General features: G+C 66.8%; 13 protein-coding genes and 1 pseudogene. 5 read left to right on the forward strand and 9 right to left on the reverse strand.

The window, feature by feature from the left end; genetic code table 11:
* The first annotated feature begins 192 nt into the window (after positions 1-192).
* Positions 193-3,249: a hypothetical protein gene (locus ACQPZF_RS27215; RefSeq protein ID WP_433261581.1), complete on the forward strand. Its 3,057-nt coding sequence runs from the start codon at positions 193-195 to the stop codon at positions 3,247-3,249.
* Positions 3,250-3,386: 137 nt separating this feature from the next.
* Here ACQPZF_RS27215 and ACQPZF_RS27220 read toward each other — a convergent pair whose 3' ends face one another.
* Together ACQPZF_RS27220 and ACQPZF_RS27225 are read right to left on the reverse strand one after the other, a co-directional pair.
* On the reverse strand, positions 3,387-3,698 hold the full coding sequence (locus ACQPZF_RS27220; RefSeq protein WP_433261583.1) for a hypothetical protein: 312 nt from the start codon (positions 3,696-3,698) through the stop codon (positions 3,387-3,389).
* A 246-nt stretch (positions 3,699-3,944) separates the two neighbouring features.
* Positions 3,945-5,093 carry a hypothetical protein gene (locus tag ACQPZF_RS27225; protein WP_433261585.1) on the reverse strand — a complete coding sequence of 383 codons (1,149 nt, stop codon included), beginning with the start codon at positions 5,091-5,093 and terminating at the stop codon, positions 3,945-3,947.
* A 48-nt stretch (positions 5,094-5,141) separates the two neighbouring features.
* On the opposite strand from ACQPZF_RS27225, the gene ACQPZF_RS27230 reads away from it, so the two are divergent.
* On the forward strand, positions 5,142-5,306 hold the full coding sequence (locus ACQPZF_RS27230; RefSeq protein ID WP_433261587.1) for a hypothetical protein: 165 nt from the start codon (positions 5,142-5,144) through the stop codon (positions 5,304-5,306).
* A gap of 157 nt (positions 5,307-5,463) precedes the next feature.
* Here the strand turns inward: ACQPZF_RS27230 and ACQPZF_RS27235 are convergent, their stop codons facing one another.
* The 3 genes from ACQPZF_RS27235 to ACQPZF_RS27245 all read right to left on the reverse strand — a co-directional run bounded on the left by ACQPZF_RS27235 (position 5,464) and on the right by ACQPZF_RS27245 (position 12,839).
* Positions 5,464-6,594 (reverse strand): tyrosine-type recombinase/integrase, encoded by a 1,131-nt coding sequence (locus ACQPZF_RS27235; protein ID WP_433261589.1) that lies wholly within the window; start codon positions 6,592-6,594, stop codon positions 5,464-5,466.
* Positions 6,531-7,007, reverse strand: coding sequence for a hypothetical protein (locus ACQPZF_RS27240; protein WP_433261591.1), 477 nt, complete (start codon positions 7,005-7,007; stop codon positions 6,531-6,533). The genes ACQPZF_RS27235 and ACQPZF_RS27240 overlap by 64 nt, the downstream gene beginning before the upstream one ends.
* 1,182 nt (positions 7,008-8,189) lie before the next feature.
* Positions 8,190-12,839 carry an NACHT domain-containing protein gene (locus ACQPZF_RS27245; RefSeq protein ID WP_433261593.1) on the reverse strand — a complete coding sequence of 1,550 codons (4,650 nt, stop codon included), beginning with the start codon at positions 12,837-12,839 and terminating at the stop codon, positions 8,190-8,192.
* A gap of 178 nt (positions 12,840-13,017) precedes the next feature.
* On the opposite strand from ACQPZF_RS27245, the gene ACQPZF_RS27250 reads away from it, so the two are divergent.
* On the forward strand, positions 13,018-13,215 hold the full coding sequence (locus ACQPZF_RS27250) for a hypothetical protein (protein WP_433261595.1): 198 nt from the start codon (positions 13,018-13,020) through the stop codon (positions 13,213-13,215).
* Positions 13,216-13,836: 621 nt separating this feature from the next.
* Here the strand turns inward: ACQPZF_RS27250 and ACQPZF_RS27255 are convergent.
* A complete protein-coding gene (locus ACQPZF_RS27255) occupies positions 13,837-13,971 on the reverse strand; it encodes a hypothetical protein (protein WP_433261597.1) in 135 nt (44 codons plus the stop codon).
* 265 nt (positions 13,972-14,236) lie between these two features.
* On the opposite strand from ACQPZF_RS27255, the pseudogene ACQPZF_RS27260 reads away from it, so the two are divergent.
* Together ACQPZF_RS27260 and ACQPZF_RS27265 are read left to right on the forward strand one after the other, a co-directional pair.
* A pseudogene (locus ACQPZF_RS27260) lies at positions 14,237-14,862 on the forward strand (transposase family protein).
* 36 nt (positions 14,863-14,898) lie between these two features.
* Positions 14,899-15,216, forward strand: coding sequence for a hypothetical protein (locus ACQPZF_RS27265; RefSeq protein WP_433261599.1), 318 nt, complete (start codon positions 14,899-14,901; stop codon positions 15,214-15,216).
* Positions 15,217-15,612: 396 nt separating this feature from the next.
* Here ACQPZF_RS27265 and ACQPZF_RS27270 read toward each other — a convergent pair whose 3' ends face one another.
* The 3 genes from ACQPZF_RS27270 to ACQPZF_RS27280 all read right to left on the reverse strand — a co-directional run bounded on the left by ACQPZF_RS27270 (position 15,613) and on the right by ACQPZF_RS27280 (position 22,706).
* The gene (locus tag ACQPZF_RS27270) at positions 15,613-20,160 is read right to left on the reverse strand and encodes an NACHT domain-containing protein (RefSeq protein ID WP_433261601.1); all 4,548 of its coding nucleotides are present in this window, start codon (positions 20,158-20,160) and stop codon (positions 15,613-15,615) included.
* A 422-nt stretch (positions 20,161-20,582) separates the two neighbouring features.
* Positions 20,583-21,107: an IS3 family transposase gene (locus ACQPZF_RS27275; protein ID WP_433274712.1), complete on the reverse strand. Its 525-nt coding sequence runs from the start codon at positions 21,105-21,107 to the stop codon at positions 20,583-20,585.
* A gap of 1,038 nt (positions 21,108-22,145) precedes the next feature.
* Positions 22,146-22,706, reverse strand: coding sequence for a hypothetical protein (locus ACQPZF_RS27280; protein ID WP_433261603.1), 561 nt, complete (start codon positions 22,704-22,706; stop codon positions 22,146-22,148).
* Positions 22,707-22,787 lie beyond the last annotated feature (81 nt).

Below are 22,787 nucleotides of genomic sequence, written 5' to 3' on the forward strand. Positions count from 1 at the left end.
AAGGGGGCGAATAAGGATGACAGGGTGTGTGTCGGTGAGTGCCGCAGACCTTTCGCCGTCTCGTAGATCGTGATGTGCACCCGCCGTCCGAGCAGGGCGGTCTGTCGGGTCGCTGATGTCGACCCGTCGACTGGTTTGCGAGGTGGCAGGATGTCCGGACTGCTCCACCGCGTGAGGCAAGGCGAGGTATAGGTGGCCACTCCGGTCGAGACGTCCCAGATGATCCGGTTCGCGCTGCACACCCTGGCTGCGGACAACGCTCATCACTCGTTCGAGCACGTGTGCCGCCACGTGGCCAAGCGGCGCATCACGAGCAACATCCTGCCCGCGACCGGCCCGGTGTCCGCAGGCGGCGACCAGGGACGGGACTTCGAGACTTTTCGCACCTACCTGGCCGGTGAACTGCCCTTCGCGCTGGCTTTCCTTGCGCTGGCCTCCACTGACGTCGTAGTTTTCGCCTGCACCATCCAGCGCGATGGGTTGCGGGCGAAGTTCGAGGGCGACATCACCTCCATCTGTACCCAGGGCACCCACGTCGACCGCATCTACATCTTCGCCATCGAGAACGTCCCGACCCGCCTGCGTCACGACCTGCAAGCCTGGGCGGGACAGCGCTACGACGTCGCGGTGGACATCGTCGACGGAACGGCCCTGGCGGAGTGGCTGGCCGAGCCGGAGCTGTACTGGATCGCCCAGCAGTACCTGCACCTGCCTGCCGAGCTTGCACCCCCGACCGATTATCCCGACCCCGGGTCGCAACTGCCCGACTGGTACGTCGAGCTGCGCGGGTTTTGGCAGCACCCCGACTCCCGACCGCTCAACCTCGGCGACCTGTTCGACCTGCGCCATGGTCTACGCCACGCCATCCCTCCGGGCCCGGCCCGCGCCGACCTGCCCGGCTGGCTGACCCTGATGACCCGACTCGCCGAGCGCACCCCGGACGACGAGGCCCGCCTGCACGCCGTCTACGAGATCGCAGTCGCCCACAGCCGCGGCACTGCCGACCTGCGGCCCGCCGAGCCATTGATCCGCCGCTTCTTCGACGACATCCACCACAGCGACGACCCGACCTTGCTGTTCAACGCCAGCCTGCTCATCCAGTTCTGCACTATCGCAGCCGCGAATGGCCACACCGACATCCCACTCGCCGAAGTGCTGGACTGGACAGCACCGCTACGTCACCACGTCGACCGACTACTGGAGCAGGAGTGGGGACCCAACACGCGAGCTGGCCTGCTCAAGGTAGCCGCGCACCTGGCGCTGCACATCGACTACACCGACGGGGAGATGCGGAGTGGCGCGACGTTGGAGGACGTTGACCATCTGTATGACGACCTGATTCAGGCCATGGAGCACGGCACGCTCCAGACCCATCTGCAGACCGCGCCGGTGCTCGACCTCGACGCGGGCATGCGACACCTGCTGACCCTGGTCGAACTGCTGCCCGAAGCTCCCACCTATCCGATCGACGTGTTCGGCACGGTCGTCGACCTGCTCACGCCGACTCTGCGTGACCACCCGCTCTACCGACAGGTGTGCGACGGTCTGGACCGGGCCGTCGCAGCGCAGGAAGGCGAGGCCGCGGTCGGCGACAGGTGTCGCCAACGGGCCGAAGCCCTTAGCGACGCCGGCCGACTCCTCGATGCCCTACGCGAGTTCCACCAATCGAAGATCAACTGGTTCCACGGCGACACCCTCTTCGGCACCCTGCTGGCGATGTCCAGCATCGTGGACATCTACTCCACCCTGGGCATGTACCTGGCCGCCAAGAAGTACGCCCTGGCCATGGCAGCTCTCGCCCGCAGCAGCGCAGACGCCGACGACCGCAAACTCGTCCCGATCGCCTTGTTCTCCGCCGCCAACATGGACCACCTGGCCGGAGCCTGGATCTCCTCGGCGAAACTAGCCACCATCGCAAGCCAAGCCCACTTCGCATGGGCACCCGATCCGGGCAACCTCGAACGCCACGCCTACATCACCGATGCGATCAAGTACCAGGGGTTCACCACGGTGATCGCCGAACAGACCCGACCGGAGTTCCTGCCGATCATCCACGACATCCAGCGGGACAGTGTGTTCGACGGCTTCACCCACACTCGCGACACCCCCGCCTCGGGGACCCCACGCAGCGAACAAGAGTGGACTGACTGGCTATCGGACAAAGCCGGTGCCCCGTTCAGCGACGTCGGACCACGCCGTACCGTCGCCTTCCACGCCCTGGGCGTGCGGTGGACGGTGCACGGCCTCAACGAGCAGGACACCGTCCTAGCGGTGGAGGACTTCACCTCGACCCTGCAGATCCTGCTGGTGGAGTTCGCCTCCCTGGATCCCGTCCTCGTCACTCAGGACGTCGACATCGAAATCCGCACCTACCCGCCCGTTCGACGCCCGACCGAGACCTACCGGACCCGCGTCGAGGGTGACCGGCGACTGTGGCTGCTGTTCCTGCCCGTCCACCCGCCGTCCGACAATCAGGTCCATGACGGTGTACTGCACCTGGCTTTCCAGGTGCTACTCGGCAATTCCCTGCTCGACCAACAGTCGTTCGGCCGGCTCATGGACCAGGCAGCCGGCAACGGCCTCTTCTCCAACCTGGAGATCGGCCGCCACTACCGGGAACTGGCGCTGTTCCGCGCCGAACCCGTACCACCCCTGACCGGCCCGCGTCACCGCCCACTGACCAACACCGAACACCCCAACCCGCGAGCAGGCGCACCCCACCTCCAGCCACGGACAGGCCCTGGACCCGGCTACAGCACCGACAAGGCCCACGCCATCCTGGCCGAACGCTACGAGGTCCTGCCGATCGCCATCCGGCACACCATCCCCGCCCTCGTAGCCGACCCACGCGTCCGCGACCTGTTCCGCCAGCTGCGCGAGGAAGGCTGGAAGGACTGGCACCTGCTCAACGTCGTGACCAACCTGACCGTCAACCACCGCCTGGCCCTGCGTCACGGCCCTATTACCGCCGACCGCGCGCACCAGATGATCAGGCTGTTCCACGACGAAGCACTCCGCGACGAGCAACCCGACGCCCCCCGGATCTCCCCGGACCGGATCACCCGCAACGTCATGGATGACGGGATCTTGCTCGTCGCGACAAGCAGCCTGCATCGCTGGGAGCTGACGCTGCACCACGCAACCACCAATCCCACCATCGTGATGCGGCTACTGGCCGAACGCTACGGCTTCTGGACCGACGACATCCCGCACGCCGACCCCTTCACCGACCTGTTGACCAACGCCTGATCACCGAGCCACAGGGTGATCGACGTTGCTCCACTGCTCAGGAACCAGGCCACGGAGGCAGCGGCGGCGGTACTCGGATGTCGGGGGGGTGTGTGTCGAGTCCCGCCTGGGCGGCATACCGGATGGTCGTGTGTCAGTTACCTCGGATCACGGTGTGGGCAGGACAGGCCGGACGGGGCCTCGGCCCACACAGCCGCTGTTCCGGTCGGTTTGGTTGCGGACGTGTTGAACGCACCGAGTGGGTCATCGGCCTTGACCAGGAACCAGACGCTGATCCGCCGGCTGGTGGGGAGTCCGGCGGTGACCGCGGTGCTGCGAGGCGGGTCGTGGTCGACGTGGCGGCGGATCACGAAATGGCGGTCCAAGGTATCGACCTCGTCTACCGGATGGTAGGCCTCGGTCCACGCCCGCGCCTGCCCTACGATGCCCGGCCCCCACAGCAGCTCCACCGGGTAGTGAACCGGAGCAACTCGTCACGGTTGTCGGCTGCTGCCCGGACGAGCAGGCAAGTGGCGTCCGCCGCCATGTGCTCGGTGGGCACGGAGGTCATGTCGCCGATCTCTACTCGTCCGGTGTCATCCCACGTGATGGGCTGCACCGGTCGGTGAATGGGCGCTGAGTGCAAGCGCCCGTCGGAAGCCCGGGTGTGCCCACAGACAGTTGATGATTTCTAGGGGTACTTCTAACCGAGCCCGTCAGCTGGTCTGCTCCTCAAAGACCTCGCCATCGGCCACCGCCTGGACGGTGCCACGGCGGCCGACGTAGCCACCTCGGTAGAGCACCCGTTTGCAGGCGGCCTCGGCTTCGTTGTGGAACCTTTTGGTGGAGTCGTAGCGCTTCAGCGTCACGCCGGGGTGATCGGCTTGCTCGGTGATCCAGTCGTTCCACAGCATCCGGATCTCATCCCACGTGCACCCTGGCCGACGACGGGCGACGAACCGGGCCAAGGCAAGCTGTGGAATCGCCTGGGAACGCGCTCGGTACTCACCCTCGGTGCGGATGGCGTCGAACCGCTTGCGGGCAGCGCGGTAGGCCTCGGCGACCTCCTCGGGCATCGCAGCGGGGTGAACGTCCAGCGTGATGCGCTCCGACCAGGCCATCCACCACGAATCCCGGATGTTCTCCCGCGCCTCGGTGACCCGGATCAACCCGACCAGCGGGGTCACCCCGGTCAGCACCCAGGTGGTGGCCTGCGCGGGTTCCCACCCGTGGGCGGTGGCCAACCCCACCGACAGCCTGCGCAACCATCCCAGCACGCCACCGGGCACGACCACGATCCACCGAACCCGGTCGTACCCCGGCACGACGTACTCCAGCCGGTCGACGAACAAGCTCGCCGAGGTCGACGGCAGCGGCTCGTCAGGTTGCCAGCCGGCCGGAACCTGGACGCGGGCCTGCCGCAGATCACCCGGCTGCTCCTGTGCCCGTAGGCTGATCCACTCCTCGACCTGGTCCAGTCCAATGACACCGTCGGGCAGGTGGGCCGCGCGGAAGGCCCCGGTCTGGCGATCACGATCGGCCACGGCGGCGATGTTCTCGCTCAACGCCAACGCGTATGCCGCCGACCGTTGCCCCACCGCAGCCGAGTGAACCTGCGGCGAGGACGGCGACGGGAGGGTACGACCCGGGTCGGAGGACCCGGCCGGGTCGGAGGCAGGGTATGCCTCCCTCATGTCCTTGAACAGCTCCGCGACGGCCTTGATCTCCTCGCCCAGATCACCGCCCTCGCGGGAGAGCAGGTCGTCCAGGTGGCCGCGTTTGACCAGGAATGCCCACTCGCGCTCCGTCAGACCCGCACGCAGACGCCTGGTCAACAGCTTGCGGATCTCCGCCTCGGTGGCCATGACTGTGAGTTTATGGGGTATGGAAAATGGGGTATCACCGTGGTCGGTGTGAACATCAACCAGCGCATCACCCGGTGGGCCAAGACCGCCTGTACCCTGCTGGACGCCGTGCGGTCGGTCCTCATCTCCGCCCGACGGCTCGTCATCACCGCCACCGCGCTCACGGCCGCCATCACGCTCCTGATCACCCAGGTCGTTCCAATGCTCAGGTAGCCGCACCTCCTGCGATACCCATCCACCGCAACACCTCCGGCAACCCTTCGCCGTTGTCGACAGCCGCTCGGCAACGTGCACGACGGCGAACCCAAGAGCCGAGTCACGGCCAGGGTCGCCCGACCGTCAACCAACGGTCGGGCGACCATCACCCCGACTACAGCTCCTGCGGCCCGACGAGCACCGCCGCCAACGGGTGCTCCTCCACCTCCTCGTACCCGAAGATCGCCAACGGGTGCCGGATGCCGGTCATGGCCTGCAACGCCGTGGCCACCTCTGTGAGGCTGGCCTTGACGTAGGTGTAGGTCGCGCCGTGCTTGTTCGAGGTGGGCTCGGCGTGCCCGGCGTAGGCCCGCGCCACCGCGAACCCGAAGTTGCGCTCCACCCAGGTCAGCGTGGTATGCCGCAACCAGTGCGTGCTGATCATCTGCGTGTGCACGGTGTCCACGTGCTTGCCGATGCGCCCCCACAGCGTCTCGTAGCGCTTACGGGTCAGCGGGGTGCCGTCGTGGTAGCGCAGCACCGGACTGTCCTCGTCCCGCGCGCCGCGCTGATGGGCGTGGTGGACCAGGGTGTCCATCAGCGTCGGCGACACCGGCTGCCACCGCGACGTCATGCCCTTCTCCCGCAACAGCACCAGGCACTGCTCCCGGTCCAGATCCCGCAGCCGCAGCCCGAGCGCGCCGCCGCGCCGGGCCGCGGTCTCGATGTGGAACCGCAGCAGCAACGCGTCCAACCCCGGGTCGTTGCCAGTGGTCGAGGCGACCTCCTGAATCTTCGCCACAAGTTCGGGGTCGAGGCTGTGGCGACGCGACCGCACCCGCTTCGGTTTCGCCACCCGCAGCATCACGTTCTGCCGGACCGACAGCAGTTCCTCGTCCATCGCATACCGGTACAGGCACAACAACGCGTTGTAGGCGTGCTCGGCCGCGCCCTGACCGCCATTGCCCGACCGCCGCTTCACCACCCCGGTCCTGACGGACTCGAACAGGCCCTGGACATCGGAGACGGTGACCTCGTCCAGCCTCCGCCCGCCCCAGACCTCGACGATCTTGCGCCAGTAGGTGCCGTACACCCGCCGCGAGGGCGCCGGAACCGCACCCTCGACCACCGGCACGAACTCCGCGAACGTCGGCACCCGCCGCACCGTCGGAACCTCACCGCCGGCTCCCGCGCGCTCGGCCACCAACGCGTCGAGGTCGACCAAGTCCTCGATGCGCAGGTTCATCCGCGCCAGCAGCTGCGTGGCCATCGCCACGTCGGCCGGGTCGGGAACAGCCTCAGCCACGACGCCCACCTCCCGACTCCACGGATCCGGACCGACGCCCCCGCCTCTGCGGCTCGAACAGAGGGGCCATCGCCGGGACCGCCGACTTGGACCCCCACGGCGCGAGCCGCGTCCACGAGTCGACGTGGGTCGGGCAGGGCGTGGTCCAGCCGTTCCTGGCCGAAGATCAGCAGCGTCGACAGCTCCGGCACCGCCCGCAGCAGTACCAGTTCACGCTGGCCGAAGGAGCACCAGTGCCGGACGGTCGCCGGGATGTGCAGGAACCGGCGGCTCTTCACCTCGTACTCGCCGCCGCGGGCGCGGCGCACCACGACCGTCCCGGCCTGCGCGGTGATGTCGATCCGCGTTCCCGCTTCCCAGTCGAGAACGTCGAACAACATCCCGCACGTCAACCGGCCCTTGTGGTCGAACATCGACGTGGAATACCGGCGCAGGTGCCGCATCCGAATCGGCGGAAGCTCGCCCGGAGCCGGTGCCGGAGTGCGCCGCAGATCCAATTCCCTGGGTGCGAGAGGTTCCGCCGCGGGGATGCCCGTCCCCGCTGTCGAGGGCGTCCGTCCCGGATCCGACGGTGCGCCCGAGGGGGTGCGGCGGGTGGTTCGGCCGGGAACGAGCGCGGGGATGATCCGATCACTCAAGGTGACCACCCCGCAGGAGGGCGGACTGCCGTCGAAGCGACTTGAACCCCCGACCGCGTGCTGCGATCGGGGGCCGGTACTGCCATGATGGGTAGTGGGGAATTCCCCACGTTTGAGTGTCCGAGAGGGACTTTCAACCACCCTGCCGTGGGCTGCAACCCACACCCGAAGGGTGTGAGGAGCCATGAAATGAAACTCTAGCAAGGGTTTCAACTCTGCGGATCACTGGGTCGTGACCCAAGTAGACGGTGTCATCGTCTGTGGTGGCCAAGGAATCCTCGGACACCACCGCTCGCTCCATCGAGCGGTGAGCGGCGTCCGCGAACACCGCTTCCGACGGCTTCGGTGGCGACGCCACGTGGTTTCCTTCTGCGTTCGGCACCTAGGCAAGGCCGTCGCCCTGATCGGAGAACGAGCCGCGACCGCAGCCACCAGATCAACCTGGCGGCACACGGGGACATCAGGGTCGACACGTGGATCACGTCGGCGCCAAGCTCGCGACATCGCCGCTGCGCGCGCAGACCGGTGCCTCCCCCGCCCACAACGATTCGGGATCCGGCGGCGAAGTCGACGTTGAATCAGCGGCCTGCAAGACGGCGCGTCGGTACTCGGAGTTCGCCGTAGAGGTTCAGAACACCCGCCTCGCCCGCCATGGGTGCGGACCTGTGTCGTGGACGCCTTGGCTGACGATCAGGACGGCTTCGTCGAGCGACTGGGCGTTCCGGCATTGTCCCGATCTCGTGATTCCGTACGCGTCCGATGAGCGATCGCCGCTTCACCGGTCAGGCGGAGCCTGTCTGACCACCCGCCCGGACTTCGCGCTTGGCGAATCGTCCGGGGGGCTGTGTCGCGCACTTCGCGCTGCGCCAGCGTGCCAGGACGAGGACGGGCACGGTTGGCCGGCCACCTATTCCCGAGAGGGCCGCAGCACGTCCCGTTAACACCGTCCATGGCGGCTCAGGCCCACCAGCGCCTGGCATCGTCGATGGCCTGGTCCGTCTCCTCGACGGCCGCTTTTCCGCCCAGCACGTGAATGTGCCGGAATGCACTCGTGAGTGCGACGAGGAGTTCGGGTCGAGGAAGGTTCGACAAGGCAGGTCCGATCGGCCCTACCATAGCGGGTGTCTCCGGCGTGATGGCGTCCGCGCGGTCGTCGGCGTACCAGCGGATGTGGTAGGCGTGTGCGAGGACCGTGGAGAGCAGAGCCACCTTGTGGTGGGGGCGGGTGAACCTGTGGATTCGGTCGAACAGGTCCTGCCAGAACCACACGGCACCGTCTCCGACGGCGTTCAGTTGCTGGGTGGACAGGATTCCCTCGCTGTGTGCGTAGCTCCCGTAGTGGGAAGCCATCGCGCGCAGGATGGCGGTCCGCTCCGAGGCCGTGGCGCAGTTGAGCAGTGGGACGAGTACCGCGACCGGAGCCAGGTGGCCGGTCGAGTTGGTCACCAGGGCCAGTCGTTGCTCGGGGGTCAAGTACGGGGCGATGCAGTCCAGCACGATTCGCATGACTGTCGGACTACTGGTTTCTCCGAGTCGACCTAGTACTGCGGTGGCGGCAGCAGGGCGCTCGTGCTCGGGCAGCAGCCGGACGAGCCCAGCCGCGAGGGTGACGTGGACCCCAGCGTCCTGGGTTCCTGGTTGGTCGGCGACTTCTTGTGCCCGGTCTGGCATCGCCTTCGGCGGATACAGGGACAGGACGGCAAATCCGTTGGCACGTTGGATCGCGCTGGGGTCACGGATGATTGCCCCAAAGGCTTTGTTCCGTTCCCGTTCGGTCATGTACGGCAGCATGAGGCGCAGCATCGCGGAGTAGTCCAACCCGTAGCCCGAGCGGTACGGGCCCTTGCACAGCCGCCGGGTGTAGGGACGCCGATCGGGTATCGCGGCGAGCACCTCGGTGACGTACTCCGACTCGTAGAAGAAGAGGATCTTCTGCTCCGGCAACAACGGAAGCATTGCGCCCACCGTGTCCGGAGCCACGGTCACAATCCGGTCCAGGACCTGCCGGTGTCGGTCACTTCCGGGGTCGGTCGTCGCGGCCAGTGCGAGCAGGGCGGCGATGTCGTCGCCGAGCATGTCGATCGCCTCGTCCAGACGCCCGAGCGTCGCGCGCGCCGCCGCCTGGGCCGCTCGCACGGCGCGGCCTTCCCCGAGCGAGACCTGCTGGTCGGTGACCCGCCTGAGTTGCCCGTCCGTCAGGTACGGCAGCAGGGCTTCCACCGCGGCGACCCGGTTGCCACCGGTGAAGCCGGTCGCAGTGTCGAGGGCAAGCTCGGATTGCACATGAGACACCACCTTGTCAGCGATCAGCGGGGCGAACGCCGTGATGATCTCCGCCGCGCGGCCCTTCCCCTGAGTTCCGAGTCGGCGTGCTTCCTCGAAGTAGTCGCCGAGCAGTCGATCGCGTTCCAGTTGCGGCATCCCACGCAGCATCGTCGGAACCACAGGAGTGTCGGGTTCGACGGTAGACCGGAGGTCGCTGTTGTGGTCGAGTCGTCGTGCCAGTTTCGCCGCGCGCACCGCCTGGTCGCCGCGAACGACGGGGGCCAGCCAGGTCAGGGCCGGTTCGAGGGTCACGATCCACGAATCGGTGTCCCGTTCGAGGTCACTGAGCGCCAGGTCGATCAGTTCGTGCTGGTCCGCCGGAGGCATCCACGGTGCCAGCGCCGCGAACACACACGCCCGTGCGGATTTACGGCCAGCTTTGCGCCACGAGCCGGTGATCCGTGCCCGTTCTTCCGGCGACAGGTGTGGTGCGGCGTGGACGAGCCTCCAGGCGAACTGGACCCCGTAGTGGCTGCCGTCGCTGCGGAGTGCGTCCAATGCCCGCTGGCGGGGCCAGTCCGTTTGCCCGATCACGGACGCCCAGGCAGGGTCGTCGAAGTAGGTCTCGGACTGGGTGCGCCGCGCCGTCTCCGCCAGGGTCAGGACTTGCACGCCCGACAGCCGGGGTACCAGTGCCCTGGCCAGCAGCGGATCATGGCTCCTCTCCATCAGCTCTTCGGCGCGGTCGAGCAGACTCTGCACCTTCTGCTCGGAGACGCGTCGTGCTAGCGCGCACAGCGCGGGATCGGTGCCGTAGCCCACCACGGTACGTCGCTCCGTGCCGTTGACGACGATCTCGTGGGTGGACCTGGCCAGGGTCAGCGCCACATCGGCCGCCCCGTCGATCATCTCCTGTTCGCTCAGCAGTGGCGCAAGAGGAACGAGAAGCACTGCGCGCAGCCGATCGTCCAGCTTGTCGTCCGCCTCGTTGCAAAGCAGATTCCATACGCGGCTGATCTCCTCCTCCCGCGCCGGACCCTCCAGATGGTCGACCAGGATGAAGTATGTGGCCAGCTCCGTCACTTTCGGGCTTCCCAGGAGGTCCAATGCCACCTTGACGGCGTACCCGCGCAGATGCGGGGCGAGCGCCTCCACCATCCGCACTCGTTCTTCTCGGTCCTCGGCCCCTGCCGCTTGGGCCAGTGCGTCGATCGGGCTTCCCAGGCCTCTACGGACCAGTTCGGCCATCATCGCCGGGCTGGTCGAGCGCCTAGCCGAGCGCACCGATGCCAACATCAGCAGATAGCGGCAGTCCAGAGCCAGGTCCGGCTCCGCGCCGTCGACAGGCCGGGCAGCGAGGCTGCGGGCACTGGAGAGATGCCGGCGATAGCGATTCACATCGCCTGCGTGGATGTGCGCCCAGATGTTGACCGGGCGTCCACTGTCGGCGATCGCGCCCTCGGCTCGGAGCAGCTTGTGCAGCTCGGCGTGGCGACTGGTGAAGGCCAAGTGCCGGACCAGGAAACGGGCACCGTAACCATCATCGAGGTCCGCCGCCGCAGCATTGGCGAGCAGGACCGGAAGCCCTGCGTCGAGTCCTCCCCAAGCGGTGAGGTAACGGTCGACGATCCTGTGATGGGCGTGCCGCGCCTGCTTGGCCACGGCGAGCTGCTCAATGTCCCCCCGGGATTCGGGATCGGGATCGGTGCGACTCAGAAAGTCGCGAAAGCTCCCGTGGTACGGGCTGTAGCGGGCCGTCCCGAAGCCCTGGTCGCGGTCTCGGCGGACGAACGCACCAAGGTGCGGTCCACTGAGAAACCGCTCCACAACGTCCGCCTCCTGGCCCGCCAGGCCCGCCAATGCCGTCACCACGTCGGCGGACACCGGCACCTGAGCCGCGGCGAGCGCGCACAGGGCGGGAACAACCCTGGCGGAGTACCGCGACGGGGCTTGTTCCGGATTGCCGTTCGACGCCTCGACGTCCGACCCGTCGGTGTAGCGACGCAGGTCGCCGAGCACCTTGGCGTAGTAGCCCTGCACGGTGGCGGGAAGATTCCACAGTTCGCCGATGGTGGTGATCCGGCCAGCGCGCAGGTCCGCCAGCAGGTAGCGCTGGTAGATCCAGCTGCCCCAACACACTGTGGCCACTCTGGCGACCAGTTGGTCGATATCGGCTCCTAATTCGGCAGGTACCGCGCCCTCCTTAACCAAGGCGGCGCGCAGGTGTGTCACCTGATCCTGGAGGTTGCGCTCGTCGGCAACGTCCAGACTGATCACCCTGCTGCGGGCCGGCCGCACCTGGAGGTCCGTCCCCTTCCTCAGGGTCGCCACCACGTACACACCGGCGGGGAGCGCTTCCGCGGGCAACCCAAGCGGGAGGTACGCGCCATCGGGGTGCTCCGGATCACCCGGCTCGGGCAGAGCCTGATCGAGGCCGTCGATGACCAGGACGATCCTGTGCCCGCGATTGTGCTTCGGGTCGAGGGCTGCGTTGAGGACCCTGATCAGCCCGTCGGGTCCGTCGGCTGCGGCCGACAGCATGCCCTTCGAGGTCAGAAACTTGCCGAGTCGGTACCGGGCGACGATCTGGGCCGCGAGGCTGCGCAGCGCGGTCTCGCCGTTCCTGGTCTCGGGACTGGTCGAGAGCACGAAATGCGGTATCGCGTCCTCGTCCCATGCGGTCAACCACGCGGCGAAGGTCGTCTTGCCCACGCCCGCGTCGCCTTCGACGAACACGTACCCGCCAGGTACCTGGTGCTGCCGTTGGAGGTCCTCGAAGGCGTCTCGTACCGCGTCCCGTAACCACTCGCGGGCCAGGGGGGCAGCGGTATCGAGATCTGTGAACACCTCTCCGAACTCGCATCGGCGACGCAGGAGGCCGGGTTTGTATGCGGCGATGTCGGCCGTAACTCGATTCCAGTAGTCGCGGCCCGCTTTTTCTTCGTTCGTGATCTTGGCGAGCCTGCCGGGGCTGCCGTCCGGTGACCTTTCGTGCTTGGTTCGACTGCCGCCTTGGATTTGGGCTTCTTTGTTCTCCTCCTGTGCCCGCTCGAATCTCCGCTCCACCTGCTCCAGGGTCGACACGGGACTGTCCGGCAGGATCGCTTCCGAAAAAACCTTGTATAAGGCTACGAGCACCCCTCGGCTAGGGAGAGTGGTGCCCCCGTCCGCCAGGTAGTCGCCCAAGGACGCACGCCCTACCTCCGCCCCCTTGGTCTTGACCAGCTTCGAGATTTCGTCGTAGGTCATGCGAGGATTCTTCGCCTTTGCGGACTTGTGAAGGTCTCTCAGGTCCGTCAGCAGTTCACTCTTGGCGGTTACCGGCTCGTCGGCATCGTCCACGAGCCACACCGTAGCGGGCCGAGCAAGGGGAACGCCATCGTGCGCCAAGTCCGAATCCGAGCCTCTGACCTGCAAAAATGAAAGTCATCGCCCTTCGGGTGTCGCCGGAAACTATCTGGAAGGGGTGACCTCGAACCCGTTGCGACCCGCGCAGCACCTCACACTCTCGGAGGCGTGGATGACCACTTCCGCACTGATGGACCTCGTTCGGGGCGGAGCAGTGATCGCCCAGTTCTGCTCGCTCGTCTACATGCTTGCCGTGTTCGGGGCGGCGACCGCCGCCGTGTACTCGGGAAAACCTGCGCGACGCCAGCGGGCTCTGGACGTGCTGCGGCTGCTTCTTCGTGCGCGAGCGGAGGTCAAGTCGAGCGAATAGCGTCCCTCGACGAATCGGCACGAGCGGGACGGTCAACCGAACTGAGGGAAACTCGTGTCGCTCGGCATTCGGTTCATTGCAGCTACGTGGCTGACTATGGCCGCGTCATCCCGACGCAAGTGATTACGCCCTTCACCGGCTCGCAGGTCGAACTCTTCTGCGAGCCGGTGAAAGGCGTCAAAGAGCGCGGGTGGAATCTTCGCTGACTAGCAGGCAGCAGTTGGTGCACAAGGCTTCTGCGGTCGTACGTTGCCGAGACGGCCGTGTCGACAGATCCAAGAACAAATACTCCACGAGGATTTTTACCGAAGTGCTGTTGGTCTGCGCCGATGGGTTCCGGCTACGTGGGGGCAGGCGGTGTAGTCGCGACATTTCGGGCCGTGCAGGCCTGCTGATATCCAGGTCGGTTGGTGAGGTGCTGAGCCCTGGTGTGCCAGTCTTCGCGGTGTACAGCGGGGATCGTGGATGCACGCTGGCGCGGTTCGACGGGACCTCCGCCGAGTGGCGGTGGTGCGCCACAGCCCGGCGTTGTGGCGGGAGGCGCGGGAGCCGGATCACCCTTGGTCGCACTGCCCTCGCACTGCCCGTGGATCTGTCCTGACCGCAAGGCGGATGCGGTGGCTAGAAGTGGTCGGGCAGCCAGGATTCCTGCTCCGTCGTGCTGCGGACGAGCGTCGCCAGCGCCGTGTCCGAGGCCGCGCGTACCCCGGCCAGGCGTGCCGAGGTGGCGGTCCGGTAGCCACCGGCGTACCACACGGCGAGCTGTCCGCGGGTCAGTGAGCCCTTTCCAACATGGCGGCGTGGGTGGTGACCGTGGTGGAGACATGGCGAAGCTCCTGGTAGATGACTTCTCGACCAAGAGCAAGGCCATCGCCAGGAGCTTCGAGTGCTTGTCCACCCATCCGCGATCGACCTGTCCAGTTCACACCTTCAGTTCCGGGCGCGGGAACCGACCACGCACCGGCGCCGGATCGGCAGCAGGTGGCGACGCCTCGACCCCGGACGCCAAGCCCTGCTGGTCCTGGCCCACCTACGGTGCGGCGATACCTATACCCGCTTGGCGGCTGGGTTCGGCATCGGCCTGGCCACCGTCTGCCGCTACATCCACGAAGCGGTCGAACTCCTGGCCGCACTGGCACCGGACCTGGACGACGCGGTGAAAGTCGCCTCACGCAAGGCCTACGTCATCCTCGACGGCACCCTGTTACGCATCGACCGCGTCGCCGCCGACCGGCCGTACTACTCCGGAAAGCATAAGCGCCACGGCATGAACGTCCAGGTCCTCGCCGATCCGGCCGGGCACCTGCTGTGGACCTCGCCCGCACTGCCCGGCTCGGCCCACGACCTGACCGCAGCACGCACCCACGGCATCGTCGACGCCCTCACCGCAGCGGACATCCCATGTGCGCGGACAAGGCCCACCGAGGCGCCGGCGGTGCGATCCGCGTCCCCTACCGCGGCCGATGGCACCAACTCCCGCCAGGACAGCAGGCGGTCAACCGCTACCACACCCGCATCCGCGCACTGGGCGAACGTGCCGTCTCCATCCTCAAAGCCTGGCGACTTCTGCGCAGACTCCGCTGCTCCACCACCCGCATCACCGACCTGACCCGAGCCGTTCCGGCTCTTCATCTTGCGGCCGGGTGAGGTTGGAAAAGGCTCAGGTTGTCGCCCTGGAACGGAGTGATCGTCTCCTGGGCGATGAGAGTGAGTGAGTCTGCGGCGCTGCGGGTCGCCCGTGCCAGGTCGGGCACTCCCATACCGTATCGGCGCAGCACGGTGCGATTGTCCCGCTTCTTCGATGCCTTCGAAACATGGATCGCCGGATTGGGAATGGGTTGGCTCGACGTGTCCTCCGACAGCGGCTTCGAGTTCGCTGTCCGCGCGTTCGAGCGATTCAGGACGGAGGTCGCCCGCCTTACCGACGACGAGATTCATGAGCTCACCAAGGACGAGGCGTCGAGATTTATCTCGGACTCCACCTGGTACATGCGACCGTGAACCTGTGCCGCTCAAAAAGTCATCGTCGCTGGTTGAGGAGCGGGGGTCGGTTCGCGGAATTGTAGCGGACCGGGCTCGCGAGCTGTCGGGGAAGCACCGCGTTCTCGTGGCGCAGCACGAGAAGTTCGGCGTTCCTCGTCGCCTCGCTGTGAAGCAGCACTGACGGGGCGGCCACCAGCTTCCGGGTCACCCGTACAGCAGGGACACGATTCCCCTGACATGCTCTCAACTCGCCAGCAGCGTGGCTTGACCCGCGACGATGACTTTTTGTGTGGCACACGGTTGGGCGTCGACCTGTCGATCGCATCGAAGGCCCATGTATTGAATGACTCGATCGGTGCGAAGTGCTTGGTACCGCAACGGGTCGAAGCTCGTAACGGTTGTACTGGCCCGGGGTCAGTTGACTTGCACGGCTTCCGGGTGCGGGATTGTGAGGATGAAAGGTGTCGTATGGACACCCAGTTCCTTGTTGAGTCGCAGCGCCTGATCTTTCAATCCGTATAGGGTATCCGGGGGAAACCTTCTGGCGTTGGTTTTTCGATAGTCCTGTGCTGTCCACTGGTTTAGGGGGTAGTAACCGATGACGTAGATCCCCGTGTCGGTTCCGGCTTCCGGAAGATAGCGATGGACGAGTTGTGTTTCATAGGAGTTGACTAGGTCGCGGTTCCACGTAGGTTTGACTTCGATGACGACGGTGGGCTGTTCGTCAGTCTGGTTACCACTGGTGTTGGTATACGTCGTGGTTTGTACCAGGATGTCGGTGCGGTCACCGGCGCCGTAGGCGTCTCGCGGGAGGATCAAGACCTCGCGGTTGACGACTATGCCGCGGCCGTGGAGCCGGATTTTGAGTTCGTGGGCTAGGTAGGCGGACAGGGCGGCTTCGAACTTGGGGGCCCAGGTTTCCGGCGTCGTGCCGCTGGCGCTACGGGTTCGGGTTGGGGTGTGGTTCCAGAGCAGTTCGCCGTGGGCTGGCAGGTCATCGGCGATGTCGGCGAGTGTGTCGAGCAGCAGTTTGGCCAGCTCGGTGTTGGAGCGGATCAGTCTGCGGCTGGGGTCGTTGAGTATCTCGGTGATGTTGTCGACCGAGGTGTTGTCGGTCCATCGGGTGGCTTGGACGCGGCGTCGGGCATTGATGAGGGCTGCGGCGACTTCGAGGTCGTCGGGGTGCTCGCAGGCAAGGCGGCGCAGTTGGTCGACGGAGGCCTGGGTGGCTCGTTGGCCCAGGGTCCGCACGCACTCCATGCGCCAGGAGCGGACCTCGTCGCGAGGTGTGATCCGTCCTGGTTCGAGGCGTTCGGTGTCGGCGGTAGGCGGGAACAGGGTGCTGAGCCACCGGTGGTTGTCGGCGAGTTGTTCCTCGTCGAGGCGGCCGAGGATGGCTTCCCGGATGTGTCTGGAGGCGCAGGCCAGCGCGAGTTCGCGTCCGAAGTCGTCGTCGGTGCGGGCTGTGGTGGCTGTCGGTTGCCAGAACCGGGCCGGGTCGTGGCGTAGCAGGATGCAGCCTGCTTGAACCGCGAGGCTGCGCTGGGAGGTGCCTGCGCCGGCGCGGGCGAGGGTGTCGGCGGCGATCTTGAGCGCTCTTGGGTCCTCTGCCGTTACCAAGGGCGCCAGGAGTTCGGCCCAGGTGCTGATCGCGGCGGTGCGTGTTTCGGAGGTCTTGTTCAGGTCGGCGCCGGGCCATAGTGACGGTGTTGACGCGGCGTCGAGCGCGGAGGCGATCTGGTCGATCAGTGTGAGCATGGTGTCGGCGATGTGTGGTGAGTAGTCCGCGCCGAAGTGCCCAAGCTCCAGGGGGCGCTCGCCTCGCACGAGATCGTTGTGCACCAGGCCTCGCAGCAGTGTGGCGACCACAGTGGGAACGCGTTGGGTGGCGATGCGGAGCAGGTGTCTCCTGCGGTCGCTGCCCTCTCCGCTGTCGGCGGAGGTAAAGGGGCTCAACAGTGCGCCCGCCCATGCCGTCCAGTGGGCGTCGGTGATGCGGTGGAGTCCGCCGGTGTGGTGCAGCAGGGTGATCGCCAGGCAGCCGGCCCACGCTGGATAGTGGATCTTTCCTTGGCCGAGCCAACTGTCCCGGTGGTCGTGTCCGTGGTCCAGGTAGGCCAGGGCTGCGGTGAGAAGTTCGGTTTCGGCATCGTCTCCCAAAACGCTGACCCCGACGAACGTCCGAAGGTCGTCGGACTTCGGGTAGACCTGCTGGCCGGTAAAGGGGTCGAACTGGAGGTTCCAAGCCAGCGACCAGAACGCATTAGGGTCGTCGCCCAGGGCGAGGCGCAGGCGATCACGCTGGGCCTCGATGAACTCCTCCGACTGATCCCACTGTCTGGGGTGGCCGTGGCGGACGGCATTGCGCATGGCGTCGGCGAGGTCGCTGTCGCGTGGTACGCCGTCGTAGACCCAGCGGATGTGCTCCCAGGCCGGATTGTCCTGGTGATTGTAGGCAAGGGCGAGGATGTCGGGGTCGTATCCGTTGAACAGGTGGGACGCCAGTCGCCCCATCGCCGCGGCCAGGTCGTCCTGTCCGGACTCGCGCGCTTGGTCGGCTTGGTCGAGTGCCCAGGCGAAGTCGCTGCTGTCCAGCAGTGCGGCGCGTTCGGCTTCATGGAGCCCGTCCGGTGGTGGGTATTGACCTACTCGCCGTCGGGCGGTCTCCCAGTCGTTGGCGATGGCCCACACGTCGGCGTTGCGGCGCCCGGTGTCGTCGGCGACCGCCTGCTGGACCAGGCGGCTCGCCAGTGCTCGGCGCAGCGTTGTGGTGGCTTCCGGTTCGACACCATCGGCGTCGACCAGATCGAGCGGTGCGGGGATCGGTGGATGTTCGTAGTCACGCAGTTGGGACCACAGCAGGGTGGCGACCATGCCGAGGTGTTCGTGCGCGACCGGTGAGCCGAGGACGCGGTTGACGATGGGGGGCAGCAGCTTCGACGGGAGTTGGCCGATCGGCTCGTCGTCCAGGGGCAGCATTATGTCGCTGTCGTCGGGGTCGATGGACAGGATCGGACTGATGGAAGAGGTAGGTGCCGGTCCGCCGACGCGGGCGCAGGCCCACCGCAGCAGGGCGTCGAAGTCGTCGGCGTGTACGTCGTTGGCCATCTCCGACACGAAGCGTTCGTACTCGCCGTACCACGAGCGCTGTGACGGGCGCACGTGCCGCAACATCTCTTGCAACGGCAGGTAATGAGGCCACAGCAACCGCAGAAGCGTGCCCTCCAGCTCCTCCATCTCGATGGGCGGCGTGGTGTCGGCGGGCGCGTGGAGGGTGTGCAGCAGGGCGCGTAGGCGGGGTGCGGCGATGTCGGGTGCGGCTTCCATGGCCGTCACCGCGGCGTGGCGGCGCTCGTAGATGTCCCAGCCGTCGTGTTCGGTGATGGCCAGCAGCGGGTCGGCCAGTTCGGCGACGGCCGCGTCGCGCGCCAACCGTACGGCCAGGCGCACTCGGGCGTGTTCGGACCACTCGGAGCCGGGTGCGGTCGATTCGAGCGTTGGTCTGAGTTGCTCGGCCAGACCGGGGTGGGCGACTTGCCAGCGTCCGGGCACCCATCCGGTTTCGCTGAGTTCCACCTCGCCCGCGTGGTCGAGCAGGCGGGCGACGACCAGCGACCGGATCGGCTCGGAGTCGACGATGACGCTGTGCGCGACCAGGCTCTCCGCGTCGGCCGCGGCCAGCCATTCGGTGTTGGCCGGGTCGAGGGCGACCAGCCACGTCGCGGCCTCGCGCAACGGCACTGGGATGCCGGCGGTGTCGCGATCCGGTGCGTCGACGAGGAACAGGCTGACCAGCTGGTGGCGGGGCAAGTCCCGGTCGTGGACGTAGCGGGCGGCAAGGTAGGCGCCCAGCGACGAGTGCCGGAACCCCAGGCGGTCCTGCCCGTGCGCGGTGAACAACGCCGTGCCCAGCGTTTCCTTCATCGCCGCCTGGCTGACGTCGAACACGCCGCTGGTCGTCCGCTCCTGATCACCGGCCAGGCTCCCGGCGACCAGGTCGGTCTCCTCCCGGGCGTCCAGACCGCTGCCCATCCAGATGCTGCGGCGACCCGACAGCAACAGCCGTGCGGCGATACGTCCGGCGACGGCCAAGCGCTGGTCGACGCTGAACTGCTCGGAATTGCGATAACGGTCCGGTTCCTCGGCCAACAGCCGCGTGCCCTGGGCGAACAAGGCGGCCGGGCCGCCGGTCAGCCGGCCTTCGCGGTTGTGGATCCGCACCAGCAGCTCCAGCGTCAGCGGCACGCTGGCCAGCGCACCCGCCCCCACCGCGACGGCGGCTTCCACCAGCGCCTGCCCGTCGTCGTGCACGGTGCTCGCCAACTGGACCGCCTGCGCTCGCGTCAGCGGCGCCAGGTCCGCGAGGACGTAGTCGTCCACGTGGCGGTTCAGCACGTCGGTCAGGGCCGGCGGGTAGTCCGCGGTACGACACGCTATGAGCAACCGGACCGCGCCTCGCGGTATGCGATCCAGTGCACGGCCCAACCTGCCGGGCAACCACTCCCGCATGGGGCTCTCGTCCAGCTGATCGATGACCAGGGTCAACCGAGGGTGGTTCAGCTCGCCAGCTGGCTGTCCAGGCGCGGCCAGTCCCTTGAGATGGACGCCGATGAGTTCGTCGAAGGAAGCGTCCACCAGATCGCCACCGTCGACCCACAGCACCGCGTGGGATTTGTCGCCGTCGGCTTGGTCGGTGATGTCGGTCAGCCCGTCGACCAAGCGGCGGAACGCCGAACTCTTGCCCACACCCGGTTCGCCCAGCAACACCAGCGCCCCGCCACCGGAGGCTTCCTCCGGCGTGAGCAACCCGCCGGGCAGCGCCGCACCGGCGGTGCGCCACCATCGAACGGAGACGTCGAGAAACCCCGCGGCATCGAGATCGAAGGGTGTGTCGCCGTCCGACCCGCGACGGTCCCGGCACAACCGGTCCACCTGCTCGGGGAAGAAGGGCGCTCTACTCATCTGTCCATCATCGTTCAGTGTCTGGGCAACCCTGTAGCTCTGGGCCCGTGGATGACGGCGTGTCGCCGCGACGGCAGCGACCCCGGCACCAAATCACCCCATGTGGCCTGGCCTGCGGACAGCGGGTTGCGAAGCAGGGCGGCACCGTCCATCAACGGACCATGGCAAGTGCGCTGATCAACCTGAACACCGCCTTGATCCGGCAGGGTGGTGACGTCCTGGACGAAGAGTTCGGGGCGATGACCGAAGCCATTGCCCTCCTACGTCTCCCGTCCACTGCGCCCCTTGCCGTTGCAGCACGCTCCGCTTGACCGTGATCTCGGATGCTGTGTTCCTCGTCCATACCGCCGCTTCCGAAACAGCTGCCTCCTCATTCGGTTCCGCTCCGAGTGAGGTTGTCCCCGAAGACCGGACACCGGATTTCATGCCACGAGGGTGAGACCTTGACGATAGCCGATACGGACTTCGTGCGGGGTGCGGTAGCCGAGTGTCGAATGTAGACGGTCGTGGTTGTAGTAGCCCAGGTAGGCGAAAACGCCGCGTCGGGCTGCTTCGTGGGTGTCCCGGACGGTAATGCCGATCTCGGTCTTGAGGGTGGCGAAGGACGACTCCGCGACGGCGTTGTCAAAGCACGACCCGGTCCGCCCCACCGACGGCCGGATGCCGTGCCCGGCGAGCGCGGAGCGGAACAACCCTGAGGTGTATTGCGACCCGCGATCGGCGTGGAAAACCGCATCGTCGCTGATCAGACCGCGTCGGACGGCGAGGTTGAGGGCGTCTGGGACCAGCTCGGCGCGCATGTGGTCGGCCATCGCGTGTCCGACGACCTCGCGGGTGTGCAGATCAATAACCGTGGCCAGGTAGAGCCACCCCTCCCGCGTGGGCAGGCTGCCTTGTGACCGACCGACCGTACGGGTTCGGCTGTCGAGGGCTCTGGTGAGCTGAATATTTCGGGTGCACCCACTTTGCCGACATCGCCGGGAACGCTACGTTCGCCGACACCACGACAGCGAACAGGGCCAGGCGGGCCTCGACCGGAGAGGCACCGCCCAACGGTGACCAGCGCATCCTGCGGAGGTGACGGCACGTTGACTGGGCCACCTGATCGAAGACGACCACGTCGACCGTTGCCGCCGTGCTCGTGGGCGGCCCGCCGTGCCCTCACGTCGGGTGACTCAGGTTGACCGCAACAGCGAGGCGGGCCAAGACGGCGGGAACAGGAGAAACACGCGTAGGCGGGCTATTCACCGGCAACAGGGCTATCCACAGATGCAGTGGCCTGCCAGGGCGATGGTCAGCGCCCGATACAGTCAGCGACGGATCACCGATCACACCATTCCCGACCACGTCGACGGGTCGGGAAGGTCTCGACACGTCCACGCGAGTGGATGAGTCCAGGGAGGTTGTGTGATCCGAAGAAGAACGGTCGAGGGTGGACGCCGTAGGCGTTCGACGCGGAGGCCCAAGCGGAATGGCAGTTCCGCACGGGCCGCCGTCACCGTTGGCCTCCTGGCACAGGTCGTCGCGTTGATCGCCTCGATCGTCGATCTGCTGCCCAGGTAACAAGTCGGGGCGTACCTGCGGGTGCGTCCCCGACCCTTGCTCGCGGAACACCTCCTGCGTGTGGATCTGTACGCAGCACCGCGACCGCGTAAACCGTAGCACCGTGCTGCGTTCACGGCCTATGTCAACCCGTCGGATCCCGAGCCTCGGTGTTCCGCCAGCCGAGGCTCGCGACCTGGGTGGCGTGTCGGGTCGTCCGAACTGCCAGAAGGCACACGGCCGGCACCGGTCATCGCGGATCATCCACTCCTAGCAATTCTACGACGGCTCAGTGTGCACGGGCGAGGCAACCTTGACGTAGTCGGCGAACACGCCTGACCCGAACGCTTCCGCGAACCGCCGATAGTCCACCGGCACTCCGCGCCCAAGCACACGCTCAACTCGATCCCAGAACACCTCCATCAGGTGCGTCGGCGTAGCCGTTAGTGCCCGTCTGGCTGTTCGCCTGACTTGTATTGGGCGATGAGGCCGAGGAGGGCGTCGTGGTTGCGGGCGCGGGTGCGCATTTCGTCCTGCGCGTGGGCCGGGACGGGGTCGGCGGATGGTTCCGGGAGGGAGGGTGGTTGGGTCTGGCGGAGCGATCGTCCGCAGCGGTCGGTGCTACGGAGGATGCGTTCGGGTGCGGGAGGCGATGGCCACCCGATGATCAAATAGGCCTCGCCGGGATCGCTGTGGACCTGGTCGTAGTGGAGGTCGCGGCCCTGGGCATGCACCCGGAGTCGGTAGGTTCCGGCTCCGCCTGGGCTCAGCGAGGGCAGTTCGGCAGGTGGTCCCTTGTCGTAGGAATCGACCCGTAGCTGCCCGTAGGGGGCGGTCACACTCACATCGACGATCTCCTCCCATGGACCGGGCTCGACGTCGGGTGGCTCCCGGTCCGTGACGGCCGCGCACACCCGGACGCGTCCGTGGCTGATGCCGGTGAAGACCAGGGCTCCGAACGGCAATGGCCGGATCAAGCCGTTGCTCCAAGCTCCTGGGGTCATCGGCATCTCACCGCGGTCGGACACTGCGAAGCCGTGGTCCGAGACGCGGAGTGTCGTCCAGTGTCGTGTCATGGCGGTGGC

Origin of the sequence: Actinosynnema sp. CS-041913 (assembly GCF_050942485.1) — a bacterium.
Classification (GTDB): Bacteria; Actinomycetota; Actinomycetes; order Mycobacteriales; family Pseudonocardiaceae; genus Actinosynnema.